The organism is Paenibacillus sp. Pae15, assembly GCF_024519685.1.
GTDB lineage: Bacteria > Bacillota > Bacilli > Paenibacillales > NBRC-103111 > Paenibacillus_G > Paenibacillus_G naphthalenovorans.
In genome coordinates this window covers 98,352-115,429 of sequence record NZ_JALJRM010000003.1, presented here as the reverse complement: position 1 = coordinate 115,429, position 17,078 = coordinate 98,352, and the positions used below count along the sequence as shown (strand labels likewise).

Here is a 17,078-nt window from a genome sequence, read left to right as displayed (position 1 = left end):
ACCGAGAAAGGAAAGGACAATAACAAGATAAAACAAAGAGAAAGAATCTTCAGGGTTGGTTTTGGCAGCATTTCATTTCCTCCTTTTATGCTAACTAAGGCGATTGATTATTTTGTGAAAAATACCGTTATGGGGCCGATTGGGTGACCTTGGTTGTCTCTATTCCGAGCGCGGGGAAAGAGGGAGGGCGCATTTCGCTTGTGCCGGATTCCTGTTCGTTGTAGGCCTGCTCTCCGTGGAAGCTCAGATCGAGCCCCAAGCTTTCTTCCTCGGAGCTAACCCGAAGCGGTGTGAAAAGAGCAATGATCTTCAGGACGACGAAGGTGCCGGCCGCGGCCCAGCCTACGGCGATGGCGACATCCAATACCTGTGCAAGCAATTGATTGGGATTGCCGTGCAGCAATCCGTTGTTTCCGGCAGGGTTGATACGGATGTCTGCGAAAATACCGGTGAGCAAAGCTCCCCAGATTCCCCCGATCCCATGCAGGCCGAACACATCGAGGGTATCGTCATATTTGAATTTCGTTTTTAGGATGTTGACTCCCCAATAACAGACGAAGCTGGCGCTTCCTCCAATAAGAATTGAAGACAGGACGGATACGTAGCCTGCGGCTGGTGTAATGGCGATCAGTCCGGCTATGATGCCTGTAACGGTTCCGACCAGGGTCGGTTTTTTGTGAATGAGCCATTCTATGGCAGCCCAAGCGATCGCTCCCGAGCAGGCGGCTGCGTGGGTTGTGGCAAATACCAAGCCTGTCAGCCCCCCGGCTGCCAATACGCTTCCTCCGTTGAAGCCCATCCACCCGAACCAGAGGGACATGGCTCCAATAAAAAAGAAGACAAGATTATGCGGGGGGAGGGTTCGCCCTGGAAATCCTTTTCTCGGACCGAGGACGATGACGGCCGTGAGGGCTCCGACGCCGGCGAGGATGTGAACTACGGTGCCTCCCGCAAAATCGAGGCCGCCCAATTTGGACAGCCAGCCTCCACCCCAAACCCAGTGGGCCATAGGCGCGTACACGAAGGTTGCCCAGGCGGCGGAAAACAAGATCCAGACGGAGAAACGGATTCTTTCGGCGACAGCGCCCGCAATCAGAGCAACAGTAATGGCTGCAAACAAGGCCTGGAAAACAGCGAAAAGTACATGGGGAATCGTGAGTGTTCCGAGCGGCTCCTGGCCTATGCCGGCAAAGCCCAAGTAATCCATACCGCCAATGATTCCAAAAAGATCCGTTCCGAAGGTAAGGGTGTGACCCCAAAGGACCCAAACGATGCTGACCACGACCAGGCTGCTCATATTAAGCATAAGGATGGAAAGAATGTTCTTCCGGCTGACCATTCCTCCATAGAACAAGGCGAGACCGGGGACGAACATAAACAAAACGATAGCCGTCGAGACCAAAAGCCAGGCGGTGTCGCCGGTGTCAATTTGTGGCACAGCGGTGTCTGCGGCGAAGGCGCCGAGAGGGAATACGAGACACAGCATGGACAGCAGGCTGAAACAGAACAAAACGAATCGCGATTTCGATAGCATGGATGAGCCTCCTAATGTTAAATAATTTAACGATATATTCACATAAGATGAAGAGGAGTTCATAGACAATTATCCCGCATGGTGATAAAACGAAAAAAAATAAATGCCGCAAGGAAGAGAAGAAGCGGGAATATATAACGAAAGACAGTGATTCAAGCGACACTTCAAGCTTTTTAACCTCTTTCCCGAATCGTGGGAAACTGTATTTCAAAGCTGTAGTTTATATGGTATGATCACGTCATATAATATAACAAATGTTCGACTTGGAGGTGCAATCAATGTCTGGAGTTATTTCAAAAGCTATTTATATTCTAAATCTGCTTGTGCCGCAAGGCAGTGAAAAGGAAATGAGCGCAACTGAAATCAGCAGGGAGCTCGCCATGCCCGTTCAGAGCGTTCATCGGATTCTTCACTCCTTATCCGAACACGGATTTGTATCGCAAGATAAAAAGTCGAAAAAGTACAAACTGGGATTATCGGTCATGAAATATGGCTTTTTGATGTGGGACAGTCTTATGTTGAGATCCTTGGCTCGTCCGATCATGGCGGAGCTTTCGCAAAAAACGAAGGAAACCGTTTATCTGGCAACCAGGGAAAACCGGGAAGGGGTTTATATTGATGCCATAGACTCCCCGCAGATTCTCAAAATTTCCGAACCGATCGGATTAAGACTTCCGCTTTATATAGGGGCTTCCAATCGTGCCATACTTGCCTATCTGCCGCAAAAAGTGCAGGAGGCCATCCTGACAAACGTAAATTGGGATTCCATTCCATCCTTAATTCCACTCACAAAGGAATACATACAAAAAGATATTGAAATCATTCGCTCCAGAGGATATGCGGTGACGTCAGGGGAGGCGACAGATGGCACTACCGGCATCGGTGCCCCTATTTTTTCGTTTGACAACACTGTTATCGGCTCCCTTAACGTCGCCGGCCCCTCTATTCGTTTTACCCCCGAAAAAATAGAAATCTTCAGCCAGCAAGCCAAGAAGTATGCAAATATGATCTCGAAGGAGTTGGGATACAGAAACCGAATGAAACGGAGTCAATAATACGGAATGCAGATACTGGACACCTTTTCACCCATTCGGGCGATTGTCAATTATAAACAGATTATCCGGCAAAATTGTTAATATAAATTCATATTACAAGGATGGTGGGATTCATGTCTGTGATATCCAAAGCGATCAGTATCTTAAACATTCTTGTGCCGCAGGGAAATGAAAAGGAGGTAAGTGTGACCGAAATCAGCAGAGAACTGGAAATGCCGGTTCAAAGCGTTCATCGGATTTTAGGCTGTTTGTCGCAGCACGGCTTTGTCTCGCAGAACAGCAAGACGAGAAAATATAAATTGGGCTTTACCATCATGAAATACAGCTTTCTGATGTGGGATAGTTTAATGCTCCGGTCAGTCGCCAGATCCTATATGGAGGAGCTTTCAAGGCAAACGAAAGAAACGGTATATCTGACCATGAGAGAAAATATGGAAGGTGTTTACATCGATAGGATTGATTCTTCACAGATCCTCAACATTTCCGAACCGATCGGATTAAGGCTGCCCCTATATATCGGTGCCTCAAACCGCGCCATGCTCGCTTACCTATCGCAAAAAACAAGGGATAACATGTTGAAAAATGTGGACTGGTCTTCCGTTCCGTCTTTGAGACGGTTGACTCAAGAATCCGTAGAATACGAACTTGAGAAGATTCGTGAAAAAGGCTTTGCGGTGTCAGTTGGAGAAGTTACGGACGGAACAACAGGCATTGGAGCTCCGATTTTCTCCCGTGAGAATACGGTGATCGGCTCGCTGAATTGCGCCGGACCGTCAACCCGCTTTACACCTCAACATATCGAGAAGTACAGTTCTTATACCAAAAAATATGCTTATTACATCTCCAGGGAGCTCGGTTTCCGTAATCTTTATCGATTTAAATAAAGGTTTGTTTCCCAAAAGAACCAAAAGTTCTTTCTAAGCATCTCAATATTCGGTAATCATCGCTTTAAGAAAATAAAATTGCGTCATATGATTGTGATATAACGTAACACGGTTTGGTGAATACAAAACCAACCGGCAAAGATGCAGTACAATAACCTTACAGAGAGGAAGATCGGAATGGCCGAAAATACCGTACAAGTTGAGAATCATCCGTTGGAGCCGTTGAGCAAGGAGGAGATCGGGATCGCCGTCTCCATCCTGAAAGGACAAAAAGGACTTGGAGCATACCACCGATTCGTGTCGGTTCAATTGAAGGAACCGAAAAAAGAACTGGTGCAGGCTTATGACGGAAGCAATCCGATAGAGAGGGAAGCATTGATCATTATTCTTAACAATTTGGACAATGCCTGCTACGAGGCGGTAGTATCCTTGACGAAGCATCAAGTAACCTCCTGGAAACTTATCCCGGGCGTACATCCGATGATCATGCTGGATGAACACCTGGAGTGCGAGAAGGTGGTGCAAAGAAGCCCGTTATTCCAAGAGGCGCTGAAGCGTCTTGGGATTGATGACCCGAGTCTGGTTATGGTGGATTTGTGGTCGGCGGGACATTTCGGGGCGGAGGAGGATTCCTTGGTACGCCTGGCGCGTCCGCTCTGCTTCCTGCGCAGTGATGAGAAGGATAACGGATATGCCCGGCCGCTTCCTTTGATTCCGATCGTAGATCTCAATAAGATGGAAATTCTCCGGGTAGAAGAATACGAATATACGAAGATCCCGGCTCAAGAAGCGAATTACACGCCTGATCGGGTGGGGCCGCTTCGTACAGGGATCAAGCCGATAGAGATTATCCAGCCTGAAGGACCGAGTTTTACAGTAAATGGCCATGAAGTCGAATGGCAAAATTGGAATTTCCGCATCGGCTTTAACCCGCGAGAAGGGCTGACGCTTCACACAGTGACATACGAGGATGGGGGGCGTAAGCGTCCGATCCTGTACCGTGCCGCATTGTCGGAGATGGTGGTTCCATATGGCGATCCGGGAGCGATTCAGAATCGCAAGAACGCGTTCGACAGCGGGGAATACGGAATCGGGCAGTTGGCGAATTCTCTGGAGCTTGGCTGCGACTGCGTGGGCTATATCAAGTACTTTGATGCTCCGATGACGAACAGCAAGGGCGAATTGGTCGTTATTAAGAATGCGATTTGTATGCATGAGGAGGACTACGGCATTCTTTGGAAGCATACGGATTGGCGGACCAATGACGTGGAAGTAAGACGCTCCCGCCGACTTGTGATATCCTCGATATCAACGGTTGCCAACTATGAGTATGGTTTCTTCTGGTACTTCTATCAGGATGGCAACATTCAGTTCGAAGTGAAACTGACCGGCATTCTGTCTACAGCCGGCCTGCATCCGGGCGATACGCCGAAATACGGTACGATGATAGGCCCTGATTTGTATGCTCCGAACCATCAGCACTTCTTCAACGTAAGGATGGATATGCAGATTGACGGAAATGAGAACTCCGTATATGAAGTCAATGTCGTGGCCGAGGAACCGGGAGAGCATAACCCGAGAGAGAACGCCTTCTATGCGAAGTCTACGCTGCTTGCGACGGAACTTGAGGCCAGAAGAAATATTTGCCTGGAGACGGCGAGATACTGGAAAATCGTGAACGACAATGTGAAAAACGAGTACGGGCAGTCCGTAGGCTATAAGATGGTAACTGGAGAAAACTGCTTCCCGTTCGCCTCGGAAAACTCCAGCCTGATGAAGCGCGCAGGTTTCATCAAACAGCACTTGTGGGTGACGCCTTATCATGAGGACGAAATCTATGCGTCCGGAAATTATCCGAACCAGCACGCCGGCGGAGACGGCCTTGAATTTTGGACGAGTCAGAACCGGGAGATCAGCAATAAAGATATCGTCGTATGGTACACGATGGGGCATACGCATGTGCCCCGGCCCGAGGATTGGCCGGTTATGCCGGCAGCCTACATCGGCTTCTCATTAAAGCCGGTCAGCTTTTTCAACCAGAGCCCGGCGATCAATCTCCCGCCGTCCCCAAAGAAAAATTACTGCAGCAGCGCGGTTACAGCGAACGGTTGCCAGAGTTAAGGGGTGAACGCAATTGATGCAGAAACGAAGACAAATGGGTGCGGAGATGAAATATACCACGGTGTCCGGTCTTTCGGTACTCCTGGTCCTGCTTCTGCATCTGATTCATTGGTTCTCCGCACCGCTGCTCATGGGTGCGATGGAGATGCATGGGCAGAACCATCACGGGATGATGCATGACGCTTCCGCATCGATGGAACTGTTAACCTGGGTACTTCTCATCATCAACGGAACGGGCATGTACTTTGCCGTCAGGCAGCTTGCCATGGCATGGAAAAAGCGAAAGGGCGGCCTGCATACTTACCTGTGCTGTACTGTTTCTGTGGCTATGCTTGGGATTGGAATCTACAGCTTTATGTCCATATAAGCCCCAAAAGATAAATGAAATGAGGTGAAAAAAAGACCGGTCTGTGGTATAGTTATACTTTACATTCAAGCATTACGATCACAGACGAATCGAAGGGAGACTGAATATATGAAACGATATCATTTTGAATATGAGATTCCCTCAGCCCAAAAAACAGGCACATTCAGTTGGGTAGCTAACTCGGAGGATGAGGCAAGGAAAGGCGTTCAAGCTAAAATAGCCGATTTCGAGTTTATTGCAGCGGAAGATGTTGTGGTAGGCAAACTGATTGAAATAAAGGAAACGACCGGAAACCAGTATTATGAATGTGAAGGCTGCAGCGCGTGAGATGGACTTGGACCGACGTGGAAGACGAAAAGAGGGCTGTGGATGCGAATTAAAGTCCAATTGTCTTTGGGTGGCCAAGCGGTAAAGGAAGACGAGCTCGTGATCGAGGAAAGCAAGCTCGGGGAACTTACAGATGAAGAGATCGAACAAGCGATCGAAATCAATATCCGCAGCTGGGCAGACAAGATGATCAGCATACATTGGGAAATAGTGGAATAAGACCAAGCGCAGTAACTTGATGCTGACCCCCCGGGACACCGTTCTCGGGGGGGTTGCATTGCCAAGCATGATATCAGATATGTTTCAACAGTAGATGCGAAGAGGCGTCCTGAACTCATCGGCAGAGTCCGCCGCCGCATGCCGGTCGACCGGACCGGCGCCGTCGTCCAAGCTTATATCTGCGATTTTCAGGATCACAGGGCAATGATCGCTGCCTGTAACATGGGCATCGATCTGTGCGTCCAATAAAAAGGGAGCAAGTCTTGATGAGGCAAGAAAATAATCGATTCGCCATCCGATGTTCCGCTCTCTCACCTTGGGCATAAGGGACCACCAGGTATAGGCATCAGTCCGGTCGGGGTAGAAATGTCTGAAGGTGTCGATAAAACCGGCTTCTAATAATTGGGTCATTTGGTATCGTTCTTCCGGGGTGAATCCGGAGTTGTTACGGTTGGATTTCGCATTTTTGAGGTCGATCTCTTGGTGCGCCACATTGAGATCGCCGCAAACAATAACGGGTTTATGGGCGTCCAGCCGCTGAAGAAAGCTTCGGAACCGATCTTCCCATGCCAGTCTAAATTCCAGCCTTGACAGATCACGCCGCGCATTCGGGGTGTATACATTAACAAGATAGAAGGCGTCGTACTCCAGAGTGATGATCCGTCCCTCCGGCTCCTGCTCCTCCTCCATGCCGTATCGTACGGAAACCGGTTCGATCCTTGTAAATACTGCGGTTCCCGAGTACCCTTTCTTCTCTGCATAATTCCAATATTGAACATATTCCGCATCCAATTCCAGACGAATCTGTCCTTCCTGCAGCTTCGTTTCTTGAATGCAGAAAATGTCTGCGTCAGCTGTTTTAAAGTAATCGTAAAATCCTTTATTCACACATGACCTTAAGCCGTTAACATTCCACGATACCAGCTTCATTGAAAACCATCTCCTTGCAGTGCTCGTAAGGTTCTTTCCAGTAGTATATCATATTTATACATGCCTCCTTTTCAGTGCAGGTTCCCCGTCATGGAAAAAATTCATTTTTTCTATCATTTTCCAAGCGTTTTCTGTTAAGATAAACAAAAGCGGCTTATAGATTTGGAGTGATTGAGGAAATGAGATATCATTTCTGTCCTAAGTGTGGAGGAAGGCTAAGTTTAAATGAAAAAAAGGAAATCTCCAGACCCTACTGTATTTCATGCGGCTTTGTCTTCTATCAAAATCCGGTGGTAGGTGTAGCGGCGATCATCATCAGGGATAAAAAGGTATTGCTGGGCAAAAGAAAGGGAAGCTATGAGGGACAATGGTGTATTCCGTGTGGTTACGTCGAGTGGGATGAGGATGTGTATGAGGCGGCCCGACGGGAATTTATTGAAGAAACGGGGTTAAAGATAGAGATTACAGCGGTATATACCGTTCTTTCAAACTTCCACAATCCTGAACAACAAACCGTTGGCATCTGGTTTTTGGCCAATGAGATAGAGGGCGAGCTTGCCGCGGGCGATGATCTAGAGGAAGTGGGATTCTTCTCTTATGAGGAACTGCCGGTTTTGGCGTTCCCGACAGACCGCGTGGTATTGAAAAAATTAAAGGACGAACAGCTTCTTTCATAACCGGGAAGCTATGGTCGATTGGAAAGTAGTAAGTAACGCAAGCCTTTCAGGGCTGCTTTCTGTACAGCCTTCTGCCATCATCTCCAAAGTACAAAGCTTTGAAAGCCGAAGCAAACGAAATCATGTGAGCAAAGATTAGCCGTCCTTTCACTAGAGAGAGGACGGTTTTTGTTTTGTGAAAAAGAGCATAAATAGCAAAGTTTTATGGATCATGACAAAATCCGTCCAAGATTTCATCTTCGATTTGTTCTACAATGCAATGGAAATGAAAAAAAGACTGACGGGGGATGAGCCAGGTGAAAAAGTATGTCATTTGTGGAGTAAGCGGCAGAGCGATGAATATGTTTATCGGTCCTATGCTTCAAACATTCTCAACGCATGCGGAAATTGCGGGACTGCTTGATGTGGATCCAAGGCGGTTTGAAGTATGCTTTGAGAAATATCCCCAGCTCAAAGGCGTTCCCGTGTACAGCCCGGAACAATTCGAAGACATGGTTCGCGGGACCGGGCCGGATGCGGTCATCGTTGCCGGAGCGGACCATACGCATGAAACTTACATTGTCAAAGCGCTCGAGCATGATCTGGATGTGATTACGGAAAAGCCTATGGCAGTGACCGGCGAAGAATGCCGGAAAATTCTGGAGGCTGAAGCAAAGTCCAAAGGCAGGGTGAGCGTAACGTTCAATTACCGGTATATGCCGATTCATGCCAGGATCAAAGAGCTTATTCTGGAAGGGAAAATCGGGCGTGTGACTTCCGTTGATTTGAACTGGTACATCGACACCTACCATGGTGCCAGCTATTTCAAACGCTGGAACCGGAAAAGAAGCAACTCGGGAGGCTTGTCCATTCACAAAAGCACGCATCACTTCGATTTGGTGAGCTGGTGGATCGATCAGACTCCTGTAGAAGCCTTTGCTTACGGGGCATTGAATTATTACGGTCCTGAAGGAGAGCTGAATCCGAGGAAGGAGGATAGGAGATATTGCGGGACCTGTAATGTGAAACAGGATTGCGCTTATTACATGAGATGGTTCGGCAGAAGCAGGGAGGCGGTTCCGAAAGACGACCATATCGGCGAGGCTGCGTTCGGCAAGGGTCCGGGCAGCTACACGAATTACCGTCCGGACGCCTGTATTTTCGATTCGGAGATCGATATCGAGGATACCTATACGGCAGCCGTCAAATTTGACAAAGGTGCGCTGCTCAGCTACTCGGTCAATTTCTCCGTACCTTATGAAGGCTATCGGTTGGCCATTAACGGGACAAGGGGCCGTTTGGAGACTCAGGAATTCCATGCGCCCGGCCGCATTCCTTTTCCCGTACCTGTACAGACGATCGATTATTTCCCTTTATTCGGCTCGAAGGAAACCATTCATGTTGTGTTTACCGAGGGAGGACACGGGGGAGGAGACCCGCTCATTCTGGAGGACTTGTTTCTTGGCCCCGATCCCCGCAGACCGTACGAAATCTTAACGGGAGCCCGAGCGGGAGCGAATTCCGTATTGGCCGGCGAGGCCATTTGGAAATCGGTTAAATCCGGTGCGCCGGTGCGTATTCAAGAGTTGTTATACCAGGAATCGGCAAGCCGATAAAAGGTTCGCAAAGGGAGTGAACCCGATGGATGGATTACAATGGGCAGTCCAAACGGCGGAAACGTTCATGTCCGCCTCCGATTTGCAAGGCTATCATCCGGAGTTGGCCAAGCGATGGGCTTATGTGCCGGGGATGATGCTTTTGTCGATCGGGAGGGTGTGGGAACAAACCGGCGAGGCAAAATATTTTGACTACATGAAGAAACATATGGATTTGTTCGTAGAGCCTGGCGGAGCCATCAGAACGTATGTGCTGGAAGAGTATAATCTCGATCAAATTAATCAAGGCAAGGTGCTTTTCCCGCTGCTTCGTCAAACCGGGGAGACGCGGTATGAGAAGGCGGCGCATTTGCTTGCGGCCCAGCTGAGGGGACACCCGAGAACAAGCGAGGGCGGATTTTGGCACAAAAAGATTTATCCGTTCCAAATGTGGCTCGATGGACTGTATATGTCTTCCCCCTTCCTTGCGCAGTATGCCCAAACGTTCGGACAGCCGGAATGGCTTGACGAAGTTTCCCGGCAGCTCCTGCTGGTGGAGAAACAAACGCGAGATCCCGTAACCGGGCTGCTGGTTCATGCCTGGGATGAAAGCAGGGAACAGCGCTGGTGTAATCCAGACACGGGAAAGTCCTTGCATTTTTGGAGCCGGGCTATGGGCTGGTATACGATGGCGATCGTGGATGCGCTGGAGCATTTTCCGGCGGATCATCCCAAGAGAGGAACGATTGTCGGCATTTTTGAACGTATGGCCGGTGCCTTGGTGCGGGTGCAGGAAGCGGAGAGCGGTTTATGGTATCAAGTGCTGGATATGGGGCAAAAGGAAGGAAATTACCTGGAGGCCTCCGGTACAGGGATGTTCACCTATGCGATCGCCAAAGGGGTGCGTTTAGGATATTTGTCGCCTAAATTCAAGCCCGCCGCTGTCAAAAGCTATCAGGGAATGCTTGAACGGCTCGTAGAGACGGATGAAACCGGCGTTCACTTGAATCAGATCTGCCATGGCGCGGGGCTGGGCGGAACTCCTTATCGTGACGGAAGCTATTCATACTATATCGGTGAAAAGGTTGTCCGGGATGCGATGATGGGGCTTGCCCCGTTCATATTGGCCGGTGTGGAGATTCATAGGCTGCGGGAGACGGAGTCCCGGACGCAGCTGCAGCATCGGTCGTAAATATACCCGAGGATTTAATCATTTTTTTGTACTCCATCGGCGACATCATGGCGATTTGTTTAAATTTGCGATTGAAGTGGGCGATATTGACGTATCCAACCTGCCCGGCGATTTCAATCACTTTATGCGGTGTTTCCCGGAGCAGCTTCTGGGCCTCGCGGATGCGCAGCGTATGAATGTATTGCGTAAAATTAAAGCCGGTATACCGCTTGAATAAACGGCTGAAATGAAACGGACTGATAAAAAAGCGGGCGGCTACCCCTTCCATCGTAAGCGATTTCACAAAATTGGCGTTGCAGTATTCAATGACCTCCGAAATTTTAGGATGCATTGGAATATGGGCCGCCTCCGCGGTTTCTTTCATTTTGCGGGAAGCGAACAACAGCAATTGAACGAGCAGCGTTTCGCAGTATAAGGAGCGTCCTTGACGGCCGCGATCGGAGTATTCGTTATTCATTTGGAAGATCAGATTTTCGATATAGTTTTGCTCGAGGTTGTTTAGTTCAACGATTCTGTTGGCGCTCATGAAAGAGGACAGCAGCATATCCATATGCTGCCCGTGATACTGGTCGACAAAGCGGTCGGTAAAATAAACGACCGCCCTCTCATGCAGCTTGCCGCCCGCTATGGTCTTATGGATTTCATTCTTCTTAATGAAAATCATCGAGCCCTTTTGTACATAGTAAGTCCGGTTCTCAATGTAATAATAACGTTCTCCCGCGAACAAGTAGTAAATTTCATAATGATCATGATAGTGAAATTTTCGCATAGCGAAATTTTCGCCTTTTGCAAAATGAATTTGAAAATCTTCATCCATCGCAGTCCCACTCCCTATCCCAAGAATAGCAAATCACTGTAAACGTATGCAACCAAAAGCTGAAAAGGGATTCATGTCCATACGAAACCGATTCAACGATTCGTTGTAGAACGTTAATTTGCGATTTGTAACACAGAACAAATCTATTGCCATGAATACGGTTGCATGGTAGAATGAGGAAGTCTAATATTTGTCGAAATTGTTAACATGTTAACGAAATAATTAACGAGAATATTAACGAGAATATTAACGAAATGGTAATCGGAATTTATTCCGGAAGCGCTTGATTCGTGAGCAGCGATCCTGTTCCACGTTAAGCTGTTCCCGGAAACATACGAAATAATCACAATATGCTGGTTTGACGTAGCGCTCCTGCGGGTATACTAGCGTCACAAATCCTGTCCACTGCTCTCATGCGATCCAAGGACAGGCGTTTGTGATGCTTTTTATTTCTCTGCATAAGAGAATTTTGATGAAGAGGTGTAATGTATGGAGAAAATTAAAAACCGTTGGTTGATTGCTGCATCAGCAGTAGGGATCCATATTTCTATCGGATCTGTTTATGCATGGAGCAATTTTACCAACCCGCTGATCCAACAGTTCGGCTGGACAGCAAGTCAAGTTCAGTTTACGTTTAGTTTGGCCATTCTGTTTCTAGGGTTGTCAGCGGCTTTCATGGGTCATTTTGTGGAAAAACACGGTCCCCGCAAGTCCGGTTTGGTTGCCGCCGTCTTTTTCGGTATAGGGACATTCGGCTCCGGTTTTGCGGTGAACCTGGAATCGCTCAATCTGCTTTACCTGTGTTATGGAGTGCTTGGCGGAATTGGCCTGGGTGTTGGTTATATTGCGCCCGTGTCCACATTGGTCAAGTGGTTCCCGGATCGCCGCGGGTTGGCTACGGGTCTTGCGATTATGGGCTTTGGATTTGCCGCCGCGATCAGCAGTCCGATTATGAATTCCTTAATCCAGTCGGTGGGAACAGCCAAGACGTTTTATATTCTGGGCGCGGCTTACTTTCTATTGATGCTGGTGTCGTCCTTGTACCTTGAGAAGCCGCCTGCCGGTTGGATGCCTGCTGGATTTCAGGAGAAAGTCAAGGCTTCCAAATCGCGGTATACCGATCTCTCTCAGCTTACGGCCAATGAAGCGATCAAGACATCCCGCTTTTATTACCTTTGGATTATGCTGTTCATTAATATCACTTGCGGGATTGCCATCCTGTCGGCGGCAAAGCCGCTTGCTCAGGAGAGCATCGGGCTGTCTGTGACGGAAGCCGCCGCCCTGGTTGGCGTACTGGGGCTGTTCAACGGTCTCGGACGTATCGGTTGGGCATCCGTCTCGGATTACATTGGCCGTCCCAACACTTACACGACGTTCTTTGTGCTTCAGATCATCCTGTTTGCACTTCTGCCCTATACAACAACGGTTATATTATTCCAAATTATGCTTGCCGTGATATACACTTGTTATGGAGGAGGCTTTGCGGCCATCCCCGCGTATATCGGCGACCTATTCGGAACCAAGCAGCTTGGTGCGATTCATGGGTATATTTTAACCGCCTGGGCGGCCGCCGGCTTGGCCGGTCCAATGTTTGCCGCATGGATCAAAGATACAACAGGAAGCTATGCGAACAGCTTGAGCTTCTTTGCCGGCCTGTTCGTTATCGCACTTATTGTTTCCTTGTTGATTCGCAGAGACATCCGCAAGCTGAAGGAGCAAGCCGTTTTTAATCAAGAGAAACATGCTTATTAAAAGAACAAACAAAGGGGGTGTCCCACTTATGGGACGGCCCCTTTTTTGTGTACGCCCGACATGATCCAAGGCGGGGAAATATTTTGTTATATAAAAAACCATCTTTTTTTTATCTGTTGCATATAATTAATTTCTGTTATATAATAAATTAAAATTATATATGCTGTAGTATTATAATATTACATTCGAAGGGAGCGGTAATGATGAATAGCACGGCATTGTCGGCTGAATGTAATACTGGCAGGATTGGGAAAATACATGTGCTGGAAGCGAGCAAGGAAGAAACAAGAGCGGTGGCGCGCACGGAACATGATGAACTGGGAGAAACGGTTTTTTATGATTTATCTCCTGTTCATATGTCCTTGTATTATGCAGCATTTGATCCTGATATGGATATTTCATAAAGAACGAATACACGGCTCTGCAGTCCGCCAAACCAATGGCGGACTTTTTAATGGTCTAAATATTATATAACAAATAAAAAAATTAAAAAACAGTATTGAACAATTTTATTTTATATGTTATAAAATAAATATAAAAAATAAACTGTATTATAACAAATGAAAAGGAGCTGGTTGTGATGGACTGCCCCAAGTGTTATGGAACAGGGGAATGGGAAGGGATAAACTACAGCGATGAGGAACAGCATTCGAAAGAAGATCAGCATGCTGGAACTAATCGGGATAGAACGTCCTTGCCGTACACTTGCCCGATTTGCGGAGGCAGCGGGTATTTGGAAGAATCGATTTAATTTCCATTCGCAAGGCTAGCAACCGTGTATTTTATTTTAAAATAGGGAGAGCTGATACAAATGAGTAACCGCCGGCTTCAAGAGGAGCAATTGCAATCCAGTTGGAATTCGAAGAGATTTGAAGGAGTTAAGCGGCCGTATACCGCAGAGGACGTTATTCGCCTTCGCGGTTCCGTGCAAATTGAACATACGCTGGCCGCCCGGGGAGCAAAGAAGCTGTGGGAACTGGTCAATACGGAAGATTTCGTCCCGGCACTCGGAGCGCTTACCGGAAATCAGGCTGTCCAACAAGCCAAAGCAGGACTTAAAGCCATTTATTTAAGCGGTTGGCAGGTGGCCGCCGATGCGAACTTATCAGGTCATATGTATCCCGATCAAAGCTTATATCCGGCCAACAGCGTTCCCCACGTGGTAAAACGGATTAATCAGGCGCTTCAGCGGGCGGATCAGATCCAGTACTCGGAGGGCAAAGAAGACATTGATTTCTTTTTGCCTATCGTGGCCGATGCGGAAGCCGGCTTTGGCGGACCTTTGAACGTATTCGAATTAATGAAGGCTATGATCGAAGCAGGAGCTGCGGCTGTCCACTTTGAAGATCAGCTCTCCTCGGAGAAGAAATGCGGCCATTTGGGCGGGAAGGTGCTGCTTCCTACACAGCAAGCGGTCAAGAACTTAATCGCAGCCAGACTTGCTGCCGATGTCCTGGGTGTGGAGACGGTCCTGATCGCAAGAACAGATGCGAATGCCGCCCGTTTGATCACGAGCGACATCGATGAGTACGACCGTCCCTTCTTTACAGGGGAACGTTCACCGGAGGGCTTCTACTACGTCAAGGAAGGGCTGGATCAAGCGATTGCCCGTGGTCTTGCATATGCTCCATACGCCGATATGATCTGGTGCGAGACATCCGAGCCGAACCTCGATGAGGCTCGGCGGTTCGCGGAAGCTATCCATGCGAAATTTCCGGGGAAATTACTTGCCTATAACTGCTCCCCGTCCTTCAACTGGAAAAAGAAATTGGATGACAAAACAACAGCTGAATTCCAGAGAGAGCTTGGAAAATTAGGATACAAATTCCAGTTTGTCACTTTAGCCGGGTTCCATGCGCTCAATCACAGCATGTTTGAACTGGCTTACGACTACAAAGACCGTGGCATGGCCGCTTATTCCGAATTCCAGCAGCGTGAATTTGCCAGCGAGTCCAAGGGCTATGAGGCGACTCGCCATCAGCGCGAGGTTGGTACGGGATACTTCGATGAAGTATCACAGGTCATTTCGGGCGGGACCTCTTCCACTACGGCACTGACAGGCTCGACCGAGGAAGAGCAGTTCGCTCATTAAATAAAAAGCGGACAGCACCTTCATTGAACTGCACCCCAATGGTTAGACATGACTAGCCATTGGAGGTGCTGTTCAAATCGGGTGCTGTTTTTTTTTGCTGAGCTATTATATAATTGTCTAAATATTATAGAACAGTTCAGCGAGGTGCGGAAGATGAGCTCGGACAATTCGGAACTCAATACAAAGCATGAACAAATAACCAAATACATTGAGTCATTAAGCGTAGGGACGAAGCTGTCCGTTCGGAAAATCGCTCAAGAGCTGGACGTTAGTGAAGGCACCGCGTACCGTGCTATTAAGGAAGCTGAAAATAGCGGACTGGTCAGCACCAAAAGACGAATCGGCACCATCCGGGTGGAGAAGAAAGAGGAGCACCAGATTGATAAGCTTACCTTTGCGGAAATCGTCAAAGTGGTGGAAGGGGTTGTGCTTGGCGGATCCGCGGGAATCCATAAAACGTTGAACAAATTTGTTATCGGCGCGATGCAGCTTGAAGCGATGCTGAAGTATATTGAGCCGGGAAATCTCCTTATTGTCGGAAATCGTGTACAAGCCCATATGTGTGCGCTCAGCCAAGGCTCGGGCGTATTGATTACGGGAGGTTTTGACACAACCCCCGAGGTCAAGAAGCTTGCTGACGATCTGGAGCTGCCGATTATCGGAAGCAGCTATGATACGTTTACCGTTGCCGCCATGATTAACCGGGCCATTGAGGATCGATTAATCAAGAAGCAGATCCTGATCGTGGAAGATATCATTCGCAAAGACACGCCGGTTTATTCCTTACTGCCGACAAATACGGTGAAAGAAATGGAAAAACTGGTGGAGCAAACGTCACATACCCGTTATCCTGTGGTGGATGAAGACCAAAAGCCGATCGGCATTATTACGACCAAAGACATTATCGGCGCCAAACCTGACCAGCCGATCGGAGAATTGATGACGTTGAATCCGCTCGTGATCAGCAGCAAAGCGTCTGTAGCTTCCGCAGGCCATACGATGGTTTGGGAAGGCATCGAGCTGCTTCCGGTCATTGACCAGGATCGGAAAATGGTTGGAGTCATCAGCCGTAAAGACGTCATGAAAGCGATGCAATACATGCAAAAACAGCCTCAAAATGCGGAAACCTTTGAAGTTCAAATCAGCGCGGGATTTGAAGAGCTGCGGAACTCGGAAGGGAAGCTGTATTTCAGAGGCTCGGTGACACCCCAAATGACCAATTATGAAGGCATGGTGTCGGAGGGAGTCTTATCGACCCTGATGATTCGAGCCGCGTACCGTACGGTACAGGAGCATAAGAAAGGCGATTTGATCATAGACAGCTGCTCCAGTTATTTTCTCGTGGCGCTGCAAATCGACGATGTGATCGAAATCGTGCCCACGATTATTGAATTAAGCCGAAGATTTTGCAAGATCGATTTGGAAATGATGTGCAATGGCGTTCGTGTGGCGAGATCCATGGTAACGGCGCGAATACTGCAATAACGATGATTCGTCGTTGATCTTGCTCCCGGTTAAAACATTGGCTCTGCGCCGC

General features: G+C 48.2%; 16 protein-coding genes. 13 read left to right on the top strand and 3 right to left on the bottom strand.

Annotated elements, in window-relative coordinates:
- Positions 1-127: 127 nt before the first annotated feature.
- Positions 128-1,429 carry an ammonium transporter gene (locus NR121_RS03565; protein ID WP_217634696.1) on the bottom strand — a complete coding sequence of 434 codons (1,302 nt, stop codon included), beginning with the start codon at positions 1,427-1,429 and terminating at the stop codon, positions 128-130.
- Positions 1,430-1,812: 383 nt separating this feature from the next.
- Between NR121_RS03565 and NR121_RS03560 the strand changes: the two genes are divergently transcribed.
- From NR121_RS03560 to NR121_RS03535, 6 genes are all read left to right on the top strand, one after another.
- Positions 1,813-2,589, top strand: a complete 777-nt coding sequence (locus NR121_RS03560; protein ID WP_062407407.1) for an IclR family transcriptional regulator — start codon at positions 1,813-1,815, stop codon at positions 2,587-2,589.
- 113 nt (positions 2,590-2,702) lie between these two features.
- A complete protein-coding gene (locus tag NR121_RS03555) occupies positions 2,703-3,473 on the top strand; it encodes an IclR family transcriptional regulator (RefSeq protein ID WP_054818757.1) in 771 nt (256 codons plus the stop codon).
- A gap of 177 nt (positions 3,474-3,650) precedes the next feature.
- Positions 3,651-5,594, top strand: a complete 1,944-nt coding sequence (locus NR121_RS03550) for a primary-amine oxidase (protein WP_054818758.1) — start codon at positions 3,651-3,653, stop codon at positions 5,592-5,594.
- Positions 5,595-5,610: 16 nt separating this feature from the next.
- Positions 5,611-5,961, top strand: coding sequence for a hypothetical protein (locus tag NR121_RS03545; RefSeq protein ID WP_054818759.1), 351 nt, complete (start codon positions 5,611-5,613; stop codon positions 5,959-5,961).
- 108 nt (positions 5,962-6,069) lie between these two features.
- The gene (locus NR121_RS03540; protein WP_054818760.1) at positions 6,070-6,288 is read left to right on the top strand and encodes a hypothetical protein; all 219 of its coding nucleotides are present in this window, start codon (positions 6,070-6,072) and stop codon (positions 6,286-6,288) included.
- Between the two features lie 42 nt (positions 6,289-6,330).
- Positions 6,331-6,507: a hypothetical protein gene (locus NR121_RS03535; protein WP_256830506.1), complete on the top strand. Its 177-nt coding sequence runs from the start codon at positions 6,331-6,333 to the stop codon at positions 6,505-6,507.
- A gap of 84 nt (positions 6,508-6,591) precedes the next feature.
- Here NR121_RS03535 and NR121_RS03530 read toward each other — a convergent pair whose 3' ends face one another.
- On the bottom strand, positions 6,592-7,437 hold the full coding sequence (locus NR121_RS03530) for an exodeoxyribonuclease III (RefSeq protein WP_256830505.1): 846 nt from the start codon (positions 7,435-7,437) through the stop codon (positions 6,592-6,594).
- A gap of 179 nt (positions 7,438-7,616) precedes the next feature.
- On the opposite strand from NR121_RS03530, the gene NR121_RS03525 reads away from it, so the two are divergent.
- The 3 genes from NR121_RS03525 to NR121_RS03515 all read left to right on the top strand — a co-directional run bounded on the left by NR121_RS03525 (position 7,617) and on the right by NR121_RS03515 (position 10,880).
- The gene (locus NR121_RS03525; RefSeq protein ID WP_062407415.1) at positions 7,617-8,114 is read left to right on the top strand and encodes a nucleotide triphosphate diphosphatase NUDT15; all 498 of its coding nucleotides are present in this window, start codon (positions 7,617-7,619) and stop codon (positions 8,112-8,114) included.
- 287 nt (positions 8,115-8,401) lie between these two features.
- Complete coding sequence (locus tag NR121_RS03520; protein ID WP_137670463.1) at positions 8,402-9,709, top strand: Gfo/Idh/MocA family protein; 1,308 nt, start codon at positions 8,402-8,404, stop codon at positions 9,707-9,709.
- Between the two features lie 25 nt (positions 9,710-9,734).
- Positions 9,735-10,880 (top strand): glycoside hydrolase family 88/105 protein, encoded by a 1,146-nt coding sequence (locus NR121_RS03515; protein WP_062407418.1) that lies wholly within the window; start codon positions 9,735-9,737, stop codon positions 10,878-10,880.
- On the opposite strand, the gene NR121_RS03510 is transcribed toward NR121_RS03515, so the two are convergent.
- Entirely contained in the window at positions 10,807-11,697 is an 891-nt protein-coding gene (locus NR121_RS03510) for an AraC family transcriptional regulator (protein ID WP_062407420.1), read from the bottom strand. The genes NR121_RS03515 and NR121_RS03510 overlap by 74 nt on opposite strands.
- Positions 11,698-12,186: 489 nt before the next feature.
- Here NR121_RS03510 and NR121_RS03505 point away from each other — a divergent pair, with 489 nt between their 5' ends.
- From NR121_RS03505 to NR121_RS03490, 4 genes are all read left to right on the top strand, one after another.
- Positions 12,187-13,449 carry an L-lactate MFS transporter gene (locus NR121_RS03505; protein WP_062407422.1) on the top strand — a complete coding sequence of 421 codons (1,263 nt, stop codon included), beginning with the start codon at positions 12,187-12,189 and terminating at the stop codon, positions 13,447-13,449.
- A gap of 200 nt (positions 13,450-13,649) precedes the next feature.
- Entirely contained in the window at positions 13,650-13,853 is a 204-nt protein-coding gene (locus NR121_RS03500; protein WP_137670466.1) for a hypothetical protein, read from the top strand.
- A gap of 407 nt (positions 13,854-14,260) precedes the next feature.
- Positions 14,261-15,541 (top strand): isocitrate lyase, encoded by a 1,281-nt coding sequence (aceA, locus tag NR121_RS03495; RefSeq protein WP_062407426.1) that lies wholly within the window; start codon positions 14,261-14,263, stop codon positions 15,539-15,541.
- A gap of 153 nt (positions 15,542-15,694) precedes the next feature.
- Complete coding sequence (locus tag NR121_RS03490; RefSeq protein ID WP_062410847.1) at positions 15,695-17,026, top strand: DRTGG domain-containing protein; 1,332 nt, start codon at positions 15,695-15,697, stop codon at positions 17,024-17,026.
- Positions 17,027-17,078 lie beyond the last annotated feature (52 nt).